This is a genomic window from Skermanella sp. TT6, assembly GCF_016653635.2.
Classification (GTDB): Bacteria; Pseudomonadota; Alphaproteobacteria; order Azospirillales; family Azospirillaceae; genus Skermanella; species Skermanella cutis.
In genome coordinates this window covers 399,553-413,296 of record NZ_CP067422.1, presented here as the reverse complement: position 1 = coordinate 413,296, position 13,744 = coordinate 399,553, and the positions used below count along the sequence as shown (strand labels likewise).

General features: G+C 59.0%; 16 protein-coding genes. 7 read left to right on the top strand and 9 right to left on the bottom strand.

Annotated elements, in window-relative coordinates; translation table 11 throughout:
* Positions 1–136 precede the first annotated feature (136 nt).
* Positions 137–964 carry an IclR family transcriptional regulator domain-containing protein gene (locus IGS68_RS33340; RefSeq protein ID WP_247881503.1) on the top strand — a complete coding sequence of 276 codons (828 nt, stop codon included), beginning with the start codon at positions 137–139 and terminating at the stop codon, positions 962–964.
* A gap of 221 nt (positions 965–1,185) precedes the next feature.
* Here IGS68_RS33340 and IGS68_RS33335 read toward each other — a convergent pair whose 3' ends face one another.
* From IGS68_RS33335 to IGS68_RS36395, 8 genes are all read right to left on the bottom strand, one after another.
* Positions 1,186–2,448 (bottom strand): IS110 family RNA-guided transposase, encoded by a 1,263-nt coding sequence (locus IGS68_RS33335; RefSeq protein ID WP_201070323.1) that lies wholly within the window; start codon positions 2,446–2,448, stop codon positions 1,186–1,188.
* A gap of 258 nt (positions 2,449–2,706) precedes the next feature.
* The gene (locus tag IGS68_RS33330) at positions 2,707–3,279 is read right to left on the bottom strand and encodes a PIN domain-containing protein (RefSeq protein WP_201083564.1); all 573 of its coding nucleotides are present in this window, start codon (positions 3,277–3,279) and stop codon (positions 2,707–2,709) included.
* Entirely contained in the window at positions 3,279–3,728 is a 450-nt protein-coding gene (locus IGS68_RS33325) for a helix-turn-helix domain-containing protein (protein WP_201083118.1), read from the bottom strand. The genes IGS68_RS33330 and IGS68_RS33325 overlap by 1 nt, the downstream gene beginning before the upstream one ends.
* Before the next feature lie 107 nt (positions 3,729–3,835).
* Positions 3,836–4,138 carry a helix-turn-helix domain-containing protein gene (locus IGS68_RS33320; RefSeq protein WP_201083116.1) on the bottom strand — a complete coding sequence of 101 codons (303 nt, stop codon included), beginning with the start codon at positions 4,136–4,138 and terminating at the stop codon, positions 3,836–3,838.
* A 38-nt stretch (positions 4,139–4,176) separates the two neighbouring features.
* Entirely contained in the window at positions 4,177–4,635 is a 459-nt protein-coding gene (locus IGS68_RS33315) for a type II toxin-antitoxin system VapC family toxin (RefSeq protein ID WP_201083115.1), read from the bottom strand.
* 47 nt (positions 4,636–4,682) lie between these two features.
* Positions 4,683–4,925 carry a type II toxin-antitoxin system Phd/YefM family antitoxin gene (locus IGS68_RS33310; protein WP_201083113.1) on the bottom strand — a complete coding sequence of 81 codons (243 nt, stop codon included), beginning with the start codon at positions 4,923–4,925 and terminating at the stop codon, positions 4,683–4,685.
* 199 nt (positions 4,926–5,124) lie between these two features.
* Positions 5,125–5,493, bottom strand: a complete 369-nt coding sequence (locus IGS68_RS33305) for a helix-turn-helix domain-containing protein (RefSeq protein WP_201083111.1) — start codon at positions 5,491–5,493, stop codon at positions 5,125–5,127.
* Complete coding sequence (locus IGS68_RS36395; RefSeq protein WP_201083109.1) at positions 5,480–5,581, bottom strand: BrnT family toxin; 102 nt, start codon at positions 5,579–5,581, stop codon at positions 5,480–5,482. Before IGS68_RS36395 ends, IGS68_RS33305 begins: the two co-directional genes overlap by 14 nt.
* 409 nt (positions 5,582–5,990) lie before the next feature.
* On the opposite strand from IGS68_RS36395, the gene IGS68_RS33295 reads away from it, so the two are divergent.
* The 4 genes from IGS68_RS33295 to IGS68_RS33280 are packed head-to-tail and all read left to right on the top strand — an operon-like array spanning position 5,991 to position 11,726.
* Positions 5,991–6,875 carry a hypothetical protein gene (locus IGS68_RS33295; protein WP_201083107.1) on the top strand — a complete coding sequence of 295 codons (885 nt, stop codon included), beginning with the start codon at positions 5,991–5,993 and terminating at the stop codon, positions 6,873–6,875.
* Positions 6,848–8,236 carry a DEAD/DEAH box helicase gene (locus IGS68_RS33290; RefSeq protein ID WP_201083105.1) on the top strand — a complete coding sequence of 463 codons (1,389 nt, stop codon included), beginning with the start codon at positions 6,848–6,850 and terminating at the stop codon, positions 8,234–8,236. Before IGS68_RS33295 ends, IGS68_RS33290 begins: the two co-directional genes overlap by 28 nt.
* 19 nt (positions 8,237–8,255) lie before the next feature.
* Positions 8,256–9,614 carry an IS66 family transposase gene (gene tnpC / locus IGS68_RS33285; protein ID WP_201070572.1) on the top strand — a complete coding sequence of 453 codons (1,359 nt, stop codon included), beginning with the start codon at positions 8,256–8,258 and terminating at the stop codon, positions 9,612–9,614.
* Between the two features lie 60 nt (positions 9,615–9,674).
* Positions 9,675–11,726, top strand: coding sequence for a hypothetical protein (locus IGS68_RS33280; RefSeq protein WP_201083103.1), 2,052 nt, complete (start codon positions 9,675–9,677; stop codon positions 11,724–11,726).
* Between the two features lie 91 nt (positions 11,727–11,817).
* Here the strand turns inward: IGS68_RS33280 and IGS68_RS33275 are convergent, their stop codons facing one another.
* On the bottom strand, positions 11,818–11,979 hold the full coding sequence (locus IGS68_RS33275; protein WP_201083101.1) for a hypothetical protein: 162 nt from the start codon (positions 11,977–11,979) through the stop codon (positions 11,818–11,820).
* Between the two features lie 566 nt (positions 11,980–12,545).
* On the opposite strand from IGS68_RS33275, the gene IGS68_RS33270 reads away from it, so the two are divergent.
* Both IGS68_RS33270 and IGS68_RS33265 read left to right on the top strand, forming a co-directional pair.
* Positions 12,546–12,818 (top strand): hypothetical protein, encoded by a 273-nt coding sequence (locus IGS68_RS33270; RefSeq protein ID WP_201083100.1) that lies wholly within the window; start codon positions 12,546–12,548, stop codon positions 12,816–12,818.
* A 160-nt stretch (positions 12,819–12,978) separates the two neighbouring features.
* Entirely contained in the window at positions 12,979–13,347 is a 369-nt protein-coding gene (locus IGS68_RS33265; protein ID WP_201083099.1) for a hypothetical protein, read from the top strand.
* Positions 13,348–13,744 lie beyond the last annotated feature (397 nt).

Sequence of the window (13,744 nt, the reverse complement as noted above, 5' to 3'; positions counted from 1 at the left end):
GGGACAGGGAGAGGACCCTCCACCACCAGTCCCGCCCCCGGCCAGGACGAAGATCAACCGACCGGTCCAAGAACGAGAACGAGAACGAACTCCATTCGGCAACGTGGGTCAGGTGATGGGAAGCCAGGAAGAGACATTGATACGTTCCGAACCGCCGACCCCCTCCAAGGCGGCGTCCGCGACGGCGGCCGACCCCCGATCCCAGACGGTCCAGTCCCTGGTCCGCGCGCTCCACATCATGACGATCCTGGGCGAGGCCGACGGCCCGATGTCGCTGACCGAGCTGGCCCGCACCGCCGACCTGTCCCCCTCGACCGCCCACCGCCTGCTGACCACGCTCCAGCAGGAACGCTATGTCCGCTTCGACGGCGCCACCCGGAGCTGGTATGTCGGCGTGCAGGCCTTCATCAGCGGCAGCGGCTTCCTGAAGACCCGCAACGTCGTGGACCTCGCCCGCCCGCGCATGCGCCAGCTGATGGACCAGGCGAGCGAGACGGTGAACCTGGCGATCATCGAGAACCACGAGGTGGTCTATCTGGCCCAGGTCGAATGCCACCAGATGATGCGCGCCCTGGCCCCGCCCGGCTCCCGCCTGCCGCTGCACTGCTCCGCCGCCGGCAAGGCGCTGCTGGCCCGCATGGCGCCGCAGTATGTCCGCAACCTGATGGAACAGCGCGGCCTTCCCCGCTTCACCGCCGCGACCTTGACGACGCTGGAGGCGCTTGAAGCCGACCTGGAACAGGTCCGCACCCGCGCCTATGCGGTGGACAACGAGGAACACGCGATCGGCCTGCGCTGCGTCGCCGCGACCATCTATGACGAGCGCAGCCAGCCGATCGGCGCCCTGTCCGTCTCCGGCCCGAAGGCCCGCGTGACCGACGACCGCGTGGCCTCGCTGGGCGGGCTGGTGCGGCAGGCCGCCGCCGCGGTGACCAACGAGCTGGGCGGCACGGCGCCGGGGTGAGGGGAGGGACTCCCCACCGCTTGTCAATGATCCGAGTAGTGTCTGGGGGTGCCCCTTACGTCCGATGATTATGGTTCCCGACGGCCCGACACGCGTCAAGCCTGACCCTGCGGGTCACCGCCGATGGCGGCACGGGCTTGACTCGTGCCGTTCCGCCGGAAGCGCCGCCTCCATCGGATGTAAGGGACAGTATCACCTCCGCCCAGTTTCAGAGGCTTGCTTCAGGCGGCTTGGCGTGTCCGCCCGGCGCGTTGCGGGTCGTACAAGCCGCGGCCACGCAACATGGCGCAAGCGGTTTCCAGCAGCCGGTCGCCGACCGTGCGCAACGCCCGGCCATGACTGTGGCCGGCTTTGCGCAGGGCTTGATAGCGCACCTTGCAGGTGGCGTCGCATTGGACCGCGACACGGCTCCAATGATAGACTGCGTCGCGCAGACGCTGGCAACAGGCCTGACGCATCAGCACGATGCAACTCTTGCCACTACGCCGGGTCACCGGCGCCACGCCGGCCAGCGCCCGCAGGGCTTGATGGTCACCCGCCTTCAGGGGCTCGCCGGCCTCGACCAGCAGAGTGGCGCAGACGATCCTCCCAACCCCCGGCAAGGAGCGCAGGATCGTCACGTCGCTCTGCTGTGGCGGCTGCCCCGGCACCGCCTCCGGTTCCTCTGGAGAGGCCGCCAACTCGGTCAGGATCTGGTCGACCCGCCGCTCGGCCGCCGAGATCTGGCGGTTGACGAGGCGCAGCCGGTCGCGCAAAGCGCCGACATGGGCGCTCGCCGCCTCGACCGTGCCGGACGCCACCGTCAGCGCCGGACGACGCAGGCGTCGCACCACTTCGGCGGCGTCGAGCCGGCGAATCCGATGCTTCCTCAGCAGCTTGGCGATCGTGCTCTCGCGCACCCGGCGCGCCTTGGCCGGCGTTGGCGCCAGCGCCCAAAGATCCAGCAACCATGCCGCCGACAGATCGTCGGATAGGTCCAGAATCTGCGGGTAATAGCGCCAGAGCTGCTCGCGCATCCGATTGGTCAGGCGAACGCGCTCGTGCTTACACTCCTCGGTCATGCGCAGCCGTTCGCGCAGTTCGATCATTCTGGGCTCATCCCGCCTCAGGCGCCGGAAGCAGCGGGTATCGGTGCGCAGGCTGTCGCCCAACACCCGGGCATCGCGCCGGTCGTCCTTGGCTCCGGAAACTGAAAATCGGTCCCGGAAGCGGTCGAGTTGCTTGGGATTGATGGCGTGCACCGCGAAGCCGCGTTCCATCAGGCTCTCCACGACCGGACCGTGGGGCAGTTCGATGCCAATGCCGATGCGTTCCGGAGCGGCGCCCGTGGTCTCGATCAGCCAAGCCGCCAGACCGGCCAGTTCCTCGCCACTGTGGCGCACCGCGCGCTCCCCGCGTACCACGCCACGATCATCGACCAGGCAGACCTGATGAACCTCGCTCGCCCAGTCGATGCCGACATACCAGTCGAACATCTCACTCATTCAAGGGCTCCCATCCAAATGGGCCGCCGCAGCCTGGATCCACCCCTGTACTGGCGCTCGCTTGGCGCTGACTCCCCACTGGGCCTCAGCCGCGGCCTGCCGCCGGGGCACGCGTCCCCCCCAGGTGTTCGTGACACAGGGGGCAAAAGGTTGCTCCCGGCGGATCGGCCCGATCAGTCAACGGCGCTATGATACCGCTGACCATTCGACCCGTGAAGGGTACAGGGGGCGGCGGCGGCCCCGTGCCGGTGAGCGGCTTCAGATCACCTCGGAGAAGGGCCGAAGAGAAGCCACGGTTTTTGGCAGCGACTGTCGGAGAGGGGTATCAAGATATTCCCCTGCGGATTTCGGTGGATTCTTGAGCTTACGATGATATCTCTGCGCAGCTATGACGACGGCCGCTCCGTCCAGTTCGAACAGACTCTGAATGAATTCATCCGGGTGGACCGCTTCGAAATCGTGCCTGGATAGCTCGCTCGCCGGAAAATCCTTCAGGTTGAACGTCACGATAGCGTCAGCGCGGGAGTGTATGGCGGCTGCGACGACATGGCGGTCATCCTCGTCCGGCAGAGAAACGGCGGGAATCAGATGCTCATAACCTTTGACCAAGCAATCGAGCACAGCCGTATTCATCAGTTCCCGTGTTCGGCGCAGCCGTTCGATACCCAAATCCGGCCGGTTGGAAAGCAGGTTCCTGATCCATTCATCATGGATCGCATCAGTCCACTTCGCGCGGAACAGGTTCGCAGCGGCGAGTTCGATCAGCAGGTCCCGTAAAGGTGCGGGATAAAGAACGCAGGCATCATAGACAACGGTGAAGCCGGCCAAGATCAATAACCCAGGTCCAGTTCCTGAGCCTGGGCCACAAGATCGCCCATGGCCATCTCGCGCTTCGCATCGGCCTGTTCCTTATAGGTCTTCAGGTCCTGGAACCTGACCCTGCGATGGGTCCCGACCTTGTGGAACGGGATGAAGTTCTCTTCGAGCAGACGCACCAGGTATGGACGCGACACATTGAGGTAATCCGCCGCTTCCTGTGTGGTCAGCTCCGCATGGACGGGTATCAGGGTGACGGCATTGCCGTGTGCCATTTCGGTCAATACTTGCTCCAGCAACCGGGTCGCGGCCATGGGCAGCGTCAGTGCCCGCCCATCGTCCAATTGCACCCGGAGGGCTGCATTTTCACGGCTTGCCGCCAAAACGCGACTCAATTCCGCCGCCAGTCGGGCATCCTCGTCAGTCGGTACGACGCTCTCCGGCCTCCTGATCAGCGCGTTCATGTCTGCCTCCTTGCAAGCTGACCGTTTATGCGCCTTCCGGACCTCAAACGCAATAAACGAAACGCTCGGCGAGAGCAAAGCGACTGCCGGCACGCCCGCCCGCCCGCTCACCGCTCGGCGAGCAGATCCGACGGCACCCGAAGCGCCGCCGCGATCCGTGCCATCACATCGGAACTGCCCGGCGTCTTCCCCGACTCGATCCCCGACAGGTGCGACGGCGAAACCCCGGCAACCTCCGCCAGTTCCCGGATCGTGAACCTCCGGTGCTCCCGCAATACAACGACCGGATGTTCGCCATCGAGCATCCTTTCCGCCACGTCGAAGGAGAACACCTCGGTTTCACCGGCAGCCAAACGGGTCTTCACGACATCGGCATCCGCGAGATCGACTTGATCCTGTGCGTCATTCATGGAACCCGTCCGTCAATGCTGATCTCCCACCGCACTGATCATGATGTCGGCAGAGTTTCGAACGGATCGATCGCCGCGACGCCCAGCGGCCCGAAATGCCGGAAGTTGCGCGTCAGGATGACAAGCCCATGACGCATTCCGGTCGCCGCGATCAGGATATCCGCCGTGCCCGGCGCGAACCCGCCGCCCTGGGCGACATCCGCAAGCTTTCCCGCCAACCGCGCAATCGCCGGATCGACCGGCAGAATCCGATTCCCGTACAGATGAACGAGGGCATCGAGCCATTCCGCCAAGTCGGCAGCCTTGCGCGTCGCTCCCTGCCGGGCCGCCTTGGCTATCCCGGCCTCGATCTCGGTGACCGTGACCACGGACAGAAACAGCCGGTCCGACGCGGCATCCATCCACGCCAGCAAATCGTTCCTCGAAACCGAACCGATGGATAACGAAGTGCTTGCGGATGCGCCGGCGGAAAGGACGTTGGTGTCGACCAAATACATCTACGCCGCATACTACGCAGGGACACGTCGAACGAGGGGCGGCACGATCAGAAATCCGCCGGCCGGATCGGCGCAGCATCCCTCTCGGGCAGGTCATCCGCCTGGAGCGGAGCCGACATCAGCAGCCATCCGAAAGACGGAATCCGCGACATACGCTCCCATTCCTCGAAGCTGACGATGACGGCCGTGGGTTTGCCATGCTTCGTGATGACCGACGGGCAACCCTGCACGGCATCGTCGATCACTGCCGACAGCGACGCCTTCGCATCCCTCAACTGGATTTCGCGCATGGTGCATTCCCGATCGTGAGACTACAATAGTCACTTTGGCCGACCAAAGCGTTGGCGTCAATTGTCGCCTGGGATGGCCTCCGCGAAGTGCCGCCAACCTTGAAACAGCCTGATGGGTTCTTGTCCATACCGGCTCCCGCTTGGCCGGCGCACTGCTCCGCCGCAGGCAAGGCGCTGCCGGCTTGCATATCCTTTCCGGTCACGCGATCCGGCGCTGGCACACGATGCTCTCCGGATCGGTGTCGATGACCTCCAGATTGGCCCTGGCGGGAGCATCGGACGTTCTCCGGCGCCGCTCCCAGTCGCGAAGCGTGCCGACCGGGATGCCGTAGGCGTCGGCAAATGCCTGTTGCGTCAGGCCGAGGCGCTCGCGCCGCTTCTTCAAGTTGACGACCTTGCGCATCCCTGTAAGCCGTGCCGCCGTCAAGGGCTGGGCATCGGGATCGGACACCGCGGCGGTATGCACTTCGGCATCGGTCAGGGAATCCACCCGCGCCCAATCGGTTCCCGTGTCGGGCAGCGGATCGCCGGGGTTATGGACGACCTTCGTGATACTATCGCTCCTCATGCCGCTCAGCCATTCTGACGCTGATGATGCGGGTGCGCTTCTCGCCCGGCTCCGTCGTGACAACGAAGAGCACGCGGAAGCCGTTCATCCCGATCGTGATAATGCGCTCCTATGGCGAATCGCCGTTTCGTTCGATTGAGAACTCCGCATCGGAATCTTCAAGAGCCGGGATACCGTCCGCAAAACCAAGGCCGTGCTTGCTCCGATTGGCGGTATCATTCCTGTTGTCTCACTCGTACTCCATGGGGAAATCCTACGGCTAAGCAGTACAAGCATCAACGCCGGATGATTCGAAATGAACTTGCGGTGCATGCGACGGTGCAGTTCAAGCGCGCCGGTGCGTTGACTCCGCTCAATACAATCATTCATTCTCATTGTACAGAATGATTACATCTAGTATCTAGAGCCTAATTTACTTACATTCTTCGAAAATTTTTATAGACATCCCACCACTAAAGATGATAATCCATAAAGAGTAACGTCTAGGATGCTGTAACATGTCAAGCGCACTCAACTTTGAGGAGTACATACATCGTGATGTATGTAGTGTATCATTATGGCACATCGCTGACCGAGAACTCCTAGTAAAAGCATTAGCGTGGATCTATGCACGTAAACCTCAGCATGCTGAGCGTGTTCTGGCTGCTCTCAATCCTGGAAAAGCACACTTTCCAGGCAAAATTTTTGAAAATGCGATAGCAAAATTATCGATAGAGCTTCATGATCTAGAGGAAGATCTCAAAAGCAGCAACCCTGATTTGGTGGACAAGGCCGAAAAAATTGCTGAGAAGAGAAGAGAGCAGAGAGATGGTCTTCTGTTCCAGAATATTTCTTGGCTGGCCGCAAAAATTAGAAACAGGAATATCTTATCTAGCCCCCCTCATGTTAGACTTTCAGACAAGGGATTTGATAGCACATTCATAAGGGTATCGGATGGCGATCTCAAGCTTACAGCGTTATTTATCTGCGAAGATAAAGCGACGATTCACCCCAGGAAAACCATCCAGAGTTCAGTATGGCCCGAGTTTCGGTCAATTGAGAATGAAGATCGAGATGACGAAATATTAGAATCAGTTTCAGCAATTCTAAAAAATACTTTGACTATTGACCCTGAAGAAGTCTTTAAAGATGTAATGTGGAACAACATACGTGGTTACAGAGTCTCTGTGACAGCGACAAAAAAAGACGAACGAAAAACAAATTATGCACACCTTTTTGAGGGATACGACGAAGTTGTAAAGAAAAATGTAGATCATCGCACAGCATGTGTACTTCCACTAGACAATATCCGTCTGTTTCTTGATGGCTTAGCTAATGATACTGCTGCGGAACTTTATATGATGGGGACTATGGAATGTTTGACTCTTTCACAAGGAATCTGATTGAAAGTGCTCCTCCGCTCGCAGGGTTGGATCTCTCTCACCTAGCCGACGAGCTATCTGCAGCTCATGCCGAAATTGCAGCAGCTCGCCTCAGGATACAATCGCCCATAGATCTTCCAGAGTTCTTAGTTACTTTAGAAGATCTGACTCGAGGAATGAGGCGGCTTGCAGAAACATATGAAGGTTTGATTGTACTTGATATATCCGTAGACGATAGAACGGCAGCTGCTTTTGTCTCAGCTGCCGCTAGGCAAATGTTGCTCCAAATTGAAACTCTGAAAGAAACTCATCATAAGCCTGCACGGCTTGACGGTGACGGAATTGGATCTGCTATCGCCGCTTCGCTCCTCCTCTTGATTGCCCAGCGTCCAGCTGATGCTTACGATATGGCGGATTTCATTCTACCGGTAACCGCTGAGATTCCACAGGGGGTTATCGGATTGTTGTTATCGGGATTGAAGATGCTAGCGTCTGGTCAAATCAAGAAATTAGCCGGTATGGAACTACCTAGAATGGACCAGCCTAAAATAGATTATCAGGAAACCTTTGACCTTGAAGAAGCTGCCTTAACTTCCTTATACACAAGAATACAACAAGGAATTATCTCATTTGCTAGAGAAATTATTGAAGCGGAAGACCTTAAGGGTAATATTTATCCAAGCCAAAGTATCTTTGACCAAGTGATTAGATTATCTTTCGACGTTAAAAACTATCATGATTTGGGCACTGTACCAACCGTTTTTTGTGGACCACATCACTTATCATGTCTATTGAAAGTAGCGACTAGAACACTTGCTGGATCTGCACTGACAAGAATACCACCACCTTCTGGCGTAGACATTCATAAATGGCGGAGTTGGACAAGTGATGAAGCAAAGAGACGCCCCTTTTTATGGGGGAATCACCTCGGAGCAGTGGCTACCGGTTTTCTCAATTCAGGGCAATCACTTGTCACCACATGCCCAACAGGTGCAGGAAAAACAACTATAGCCACTTTAAAAATTGCATCTGTGTTAGCAGCTGGAAGATTGGCAGTATACCTCGCCCCTACTCACGCTTTGGCAGCTCAAGCAGAAAGAGATTTGAAGGAGCGCCTTTCAGTCTTGGCTCTTGCACGTGACATTGCTAACGTGTCACTCGATGAACCAAATATCGACAACCTTCCTAGTATTGCTGTGATGACACCGGAAAAATGCCTTGCTCTTTTGTCATTCTCACCATCTATGTTTTCGAGGGTCGGCGTCCTTATATTCGATGAGTGCCATATACTTGATCCAGGTATAATAAATCAAAACGGATTGAGGCGTCAAATAAACGTAATTGCTCACGGGGTTGGCGAAAAGGGTTGCGCTGCGGCCTAGAATATGAGTCCACTTCGGGATGGAGAAACCGCCGCGCTATCGCCTGAGTGAGGCTGAGAAGGACGCCCTGCTGGTCGAGCAGGCGGCACTGATCGAGCGTCTGGCGGCGCGGGTCGCCGAACTGGAAGCGCTGGTCGGGAAGCCGCGGAAGACGTCGGCCAATTCGCACATTCCGCCGTCGCAGGACGGCCCTGGCGGTGCGTCGCGCAAGGCGGACGCCAAGCGCCGGCGCAAGCCGCGGCCGTCGCGGCCCGGAGTGTCGCGCCCGCTGGCCGACGATCCGGACCGGACCGAGCGCCGCCTAGCCGAGTGCTGTCCGCATTGCGGGACGGCGGTGCCCGAGGCCGCCCAGCGGTGCCGGCACCGCTACGACCACATCGACCTTCCGGTGATCCGCCCGGTGGTGACGCGGGTCGAGCTGTTCGGCGGCCGGTGCGGCGATTGCGGGCGGCGCTACCGGGCCGCCCCGCCCGCCGCCATGCCGCCGGGCACCCCTTTCGGGCCGGGCATCCGGGCGCTGCTGGCCTATCTGCACCACAGCCATCATGTCGGCTTCGAGCGGCTGTCGCGGATGCTGGAGGAGTTGTTCGGACTGACGATCTCCGAGGGGGCCATCGCCAATGCGTTGCGCCGCATGGGGGTGGCGTTCGACACGGCCTGCGCGGCGATCAAGGCCAAACTCCTGGGCGCCCCGGTGATCGCCTCGGACGAGACCACGACGCGGGTCAACGGCGTGACCCACTGGCAGTGGGTATTCCATTCCGGGCAAGCCGTGCTGCACACCATCGCGCCGGGCCGGGGCCGGGCGGTGCCCGCCGGGATCCTGGGCGGGCATAGGCCCGAAGTGTGGATCTCCGACCGCTACGCCGGGCAGCAGGAACTGGGACGGGTCCACCAAGTCTGCCTGGCCCACGTTCTCAGGGACGTGCAGTACGCCATCGACTGCGGCGACACCGTGGTCGCGCCGAAGATCCGCGATCATCTACGCTGGGCCATCCGCGTCGGCAAACGAAGACCGGGCCTGAAGGACAGTACGCTGGCCGCCTACGCCGCCAAAGCCGAGCGGGACCTCGATGCCCTGGTCGGCGTCCCCGCCGCCCATCCGGCCGGACGCGAGCTGCAGCGCCTGGTCAAGGCCTGGCGGGGCAAGTTCTTCGTCTTCCTCGCCGACCGCCGCGTGCCGCCGACCAACAACGGCAGCGAGCAGGAAATCCGCCCGTCCGTGGTCTTCCGCAAGGTCACCAACGGCTTCCGATCCGACTGGGGACCGGACATCCACGCAGGCTATCGCTCCGTGATCGGAACGGCCCGCCGGCAAGGTCAATCCGCCTGGACCGCCATCCGCGACCTCATTGGCGGAACCTTCGCCGTCGCCTGACGGCTCACGATCCGCCAACCCCGTGAGCAATTACAAATAAACCGTCGGAGCATAGATGCAATGCTGTGCCTTCTTGAATTCACAAAGGAATGTCCTAAATCAGATCTTCTTTTGGTATCAGCAATGGTAAAGAATGGCAATGAGCTAGCAGCATGGCTTCAAACAATTACATCTGGTAAATGCCAAAGTTTTTCGGATCAATGGAAGCCAACTCGACAAGCTCGTGGATGTGTAGTTTACAACAGCGATGAAACAGATTATCTTAATTCCCGCCTTTCCTCGACATACAATTCAACCAAACCCTCCAGCGTTCCAAAAGAGATTAAAAAAAGCATGCATGCTCATCCGCACGCGTTGTTCAGTCTCCGCCCAGGATGGCATCCAGGTCTTCGAGAGACACGGTTGATATCGCGTATTACCGGTTCAAATATTACATTGGGTGTTGGTTCAAACACACGCGGACGGTGGCTCACAGCCAACCGGAATGAAGTGGCCTCGGCTATAGCAATAGCTGGCGTGAAGAAAGGGCTAAAAGTACTTGTATTTGCAGAAAGCGTCACATCTACGTGCAGTATTATGAAAAAAATAATAGAGTCTTTTCCGAAAGTAAAACATGAACTTAGTGACCGGCAGATTGCGTGGCGCAGACAGGCAATCTTTGAGGCGGGATCGGAATCAGCTATATATGATTGTTCCTGTGGATATGCTGCAGTACATCATGGAGAGTTGCTTCCTGAAGAAAGAATGTTGATTGAAACAGTGTATCAAGACAAAAGTTCTGAACTCAAAGTTCTTGCAGCGACATCAACTCTAGCACAAGGGCTAAATCTACCATGTCAATTAGTATTGCTTGCTGGAACTGATCGCATTGACGACAAAGCTGACGAAGATGATCCTGAGCAGCAAAAAAAGTTTCGCTTTGTCCTTCCTTCTCATGAAATACTCAATGCACTTGGACGCGCTGGACGCGCAGGTCTATCTGCAACTGGATTAGCTATAGTTATTCCAGGCGATATCATAACTTTCAGCCCAGCCGGGTCGCGCGTTGCAGAGAATAGCATTCTCGACACTATATTTTCTGATCATGATCAATGCCTCATAATCAACGACCCCATCGAGTTATTGAAAGATTACATTGAAGTTCATGGTGAAAGATCTGAGGAAGCAGAATATTTATTTCGGAGAGTAGTACATTTAGCTCACCCAATGGCAGACGAAAACACAAAGCTAGAAGGAACACTACGAAGGTCACTTTCCTACTTCCGGAGGTTCTCCAATAGCGGCAACGACAGTGCTGAAGAATGGGTAACTGGTTTATGTAAAACGGTAAGAGATGCAGCTGAGGTTTCTGACGTCAGAGCTAAACTGGATTGGATAGATTTGCTTGCAGGTCGTATGGGAGTCGGTCGCGGTTTCCTCGATAGCTTAGCAACATCCATTGACGGTGCCATCGGTCAACTTGGTAATTCTTCTTTTGCCTGGATGGAATTTGCTTTGAATATATTAATAAATCACAATGAGGATTTCGATGCAATACTCCGCCCCTGGAATTTGACGAAAATTTTTGGTAGAGGGTACAGTAACGTTGATGGATCAAGCAGACGATTAGTTGCTAAAGATGGAATACTAATTGCTTTACGTAGTTGGCTTTCGGGTGCTCCGATGACGGTGATTGAGAGAAATATTGTCTCATTCATAAATTTGAATGAAGGAAATGTGAAAAGACCAACGTCTTGCGATTCTAAAGTAAAAAGAGCCAGAAGATTTATAATTCGACTTATTCCGGATTTAGCGTACTTGGCTGGGTGCTTAACACAAGTTGCAAGAGGGCCACAGCTTGCGCAGGATGAGTTTGGTGTTATAGCACTTCCACTTGTTGTTGAGGTTCTGAGTGCATCGGTACGTCGGGGGTTTGACAATCCCTACATGCTTGCGTTTGCAGCAGTCATTTCTGATAATGAGAAGGAGTATGAGATGGGGCGTGTTTCCATTCACCAAGATTACTTTAAAGTCGCCGTACATTTACGGACTACAGGAAAATTCAGCAGTTGGTCGGTAGCAAAAGAGCAAATGAAAGATGCGGTTGCTGTGGCAAAGACGTTAGATACATAGAACGGCGAAATTCCAACAAATTCCGCGATTGTCTCCACTGTGAGTTCTCGTTAATCGCACAGCACCGTGACTGGGAATTCGCATTAACCATTCACACCGCGATCTCAAAGTGGAAGCTTTCGGTTTTGCCTCCGGCAAGGCGAGCCTTGATCGTTTCGACCACCAGGCGGATACGCCGGTCGAGCGTGATCCCGCGCCGCTTGAGTTCGTCAGGCAGCTGGCCGGCTTCTATGTCATGAAAAACCTGCTTCATGGCGCCAGAGTGCCAGCTTTCGATACAGCCGTCGAGAGGGTCTGGGCGACCAGCAAGCCCCACCCGGAACCAGCGGCAAACTGACGCGACATTCCCACCACGCAACCACCCTCCCGGTTGCTGCACCCATCCCCGCACCCACTTACCAGAGTATTTGACAATGCGCCCGCATTCGGCGCACTGTTCGCGTGCCGTCGCACCCCGCGAGGCGGCCGAGCAAGGAGTTACCAGCTCCCCACCCGGCCTGACCAACGATGCACCATGTCAAGGATCTCATCGATGGCTACGCAAGCCCATACCACACCCGGCGCGTTCCTGCGCCAATCTTTGTTCTCCGCCGCCGCAGGGGTCTCGATCCCTGCGGCGGCGGGAACACCCGTTCCCGTCCCGCACCGTCACCGGCCGCGCCGCTCCCCCCGCGGTTCCTGACCGCGACCAAGCTCCGGCAGACCCCATCAGGCCGCCCGGCCGGGTTTCCCGGCCCGCTTTCGGCGAGCGCCCGGCGCTTTCCGGAAGACGCCCTCCCTTGGCCTACTCTCCCGACCGTGCTTGAAGGTCCGATCCGCATGCAGAACGATCCTGCCGATTCCCCCGGCACCGCGCCGTCCCCCGACCAGACCGCCGCCGCCCCGTCGCCCCTCACGTCGTCCCTCATGGCCCACGCCCTGGACGTCGTCGGCCTGCTGCGCGACACCGGGATGACCGTTATCGAGCCCGAGCCGACCCCCGCCATGGTCGCCGCCGGCATGGCCGCCTCCGGCCTCGGCGCCGACCGCGTCCGCGCCGTCTTCAAGGCCATGCTGGCGGCGGGCGGGACGCTCGCCGGCCGGGTCCAATAGCCGCGAAGGGCCGCCCGCCCGTGCCCCCTACCGCTACCCGGCCTGCCGCTGGCGCACGCTGAACCCCCAGCTCGACCCGCTGCTCACCGTCTGGCGCCACGCCCAGCGCCCCTGCGAGGGCCGCCACCCGCGCTGGTCCGAGATCGACGGCCGCCTGTGGATGCCGTTCCGCCGCCGCCTGATCCTGGTCCTGGTCCGCGACGGCCCGCGCGCCGACCCGCCATATTTCCTCGCCCTGTTCCCGCTGGCCGCCGAACTGCTCGGCCTGCCCGAAGGATTCCGCGGCACCGGCTGGGCCAGCCGCGCCCAGGCGGAACGGGTCGGCCGCCTGACCCTCGACGTCGCCGCGGCGCAGGCGGCGACCTCCGGCCCGATTCCGCCCGGCCCCCGCGCCGCCGAGCGCGACGGCATGCTCAAGGCCGTCGCCGTGCCGCTCGCGCCGGAGCCGGACGGCACGGCAGCCTACGACCGCCCGGTGCTGATCGCGGTCGCGTGGCCGGACCCGAGGCGGACAGACCAGCTCCTGTAAGCTACCGGCCGGCACCACCGCCGCCCACCCGCCCGGCCGTCGCCCTGACGGAAATCCCAAGCGTGACCGGCCCGCGTCCGCAAGAAACATAGCCGAAGACGCGGGATCGGAGCGATCTGGCGGCGCTGCGGCCTCCCCGTAAGGAAGCTATTCCTTCACCATTCTATGCCACACTCCGCGCCGCACCCCGGTGCCGGATCTTTGCAGCGTGAATAAGGAACACCGGGACGGGCGGCCGTTTGATGACAGTCGCTGACATGACCCGGGGGGAGCGGGCGCACGGCTACGGCACCGGGCGCCGGTACTTCCGTCCCGTCGGGGCAGCACCTTGCCCAAAGGCCGACCGGCAAGGATGTGCCAAGCCAGAGGCGTTTGCGCGTGGATGCGCGGGTCCAAG

Excerpts from the sequence above, each read along its gene's own strand:
- IGS68_RS33280 (WP_201083103.1), top strand. The coding sequence starts at position 9,675 with ATGCTGTGCCTTCTTGAATTCACAAAGGAATGTCCTAAATCAGATCTT.
- IGS68_RS33305 (WP_201083111.1), bottom strand. The coding sequence starts at position 5,493 with ATGAGGAGCGATAGTATCACGAAGGTCGTCCATAACCCCGGCGATCCG.
- IGS68_RS33295 (WP_201083107.1), top strand. The coding sequence starts at position 5,991 with ATGTCAAGCGCACTCAACTTTGAGGAGTACATACATCGTGATGTATGT.
- IGS68_RS33290 (WP_201083105.1), top strand. The coding sequence starts at position 6,848 with ATGTTTGACTCTTTCACAAGGAATCTGATTGAAAGTGCTCCTCCGCTC.
- IGS68_RS36395 (WP_201083109.1), bottom strand. The coding sequence starts at position 5,581 with ATGAACGGCTTCCGCGTGCTCTTCGTTGTCACGACGGAGCCGGGCGAG.
- IGS68_RS33325 (WP_201083118.1), bottom strand. The coding sequence starts at position 3,728 with ATGAACGCGCTGATCAGGAGGCCGGAGAGCGTCGTACCGACTGACGAG.
- IGS68_RS33270 (WP_201083100.1), top strand. The coding sequence starts at position 12,546 with ATGCAGAACGATCCTGCCGATTCCCCCGGCACCGCGCCGTCCCCCGAC.
- IGS68_RS33310 (WP_201083113.1), bottom strand. The coding sequence starts at position 4,925 with ATGCGCGAAATCCAGTTGAGGGATGCGAAGGCGTCGCTGTCGGCAGTG.
- IGS68_RS33315 (WP_201083115.1), bottom strand. The coding sequence starts at position 4,635 with ATGTATTTGGTCGACACCAACGTCCTTTCCGCCGGCGCATCCGCAAGC.
- IGS68_RS33335 (WP_201070323.1), bottom strand. The coding sequence starts at position 2,448 with ATGAGTGAGATGTTCGACTGGTATGTCGGCATCGACTGGGCGAGCGAG.
- IGS68_RS33320 (WP_201083116.1), bottom strand. The coding sequence starts at position 4,138 with ATGAATGACGCACAGGATCAAGTCGATCTCGCGGATGCCGATGTCGTG.
- IGS68_RS33275 (WP_201083101.1), bottom strand. The coding sequence starts at position 11,979 with ATGAAGCAGGTTTTTCATGACATAGAAGCCGGCCAGCTGCCTGACGAA.
- IGS68_RS33265 (WP_201083099.1), top strand. The coding sequence starts at position 12,979 with ATGCCGTTCCGCCGCCGCCTGATCCTGGTCCTGGTCCGCGACGGCCCG.
- tnpC (WP_201070572.1), top strand. The coding sequence starts at position 8,256 with ATGGAGAAACCGCCGCGCTATCGCCTGAGTGAGGCTGAGAAGGACGCC.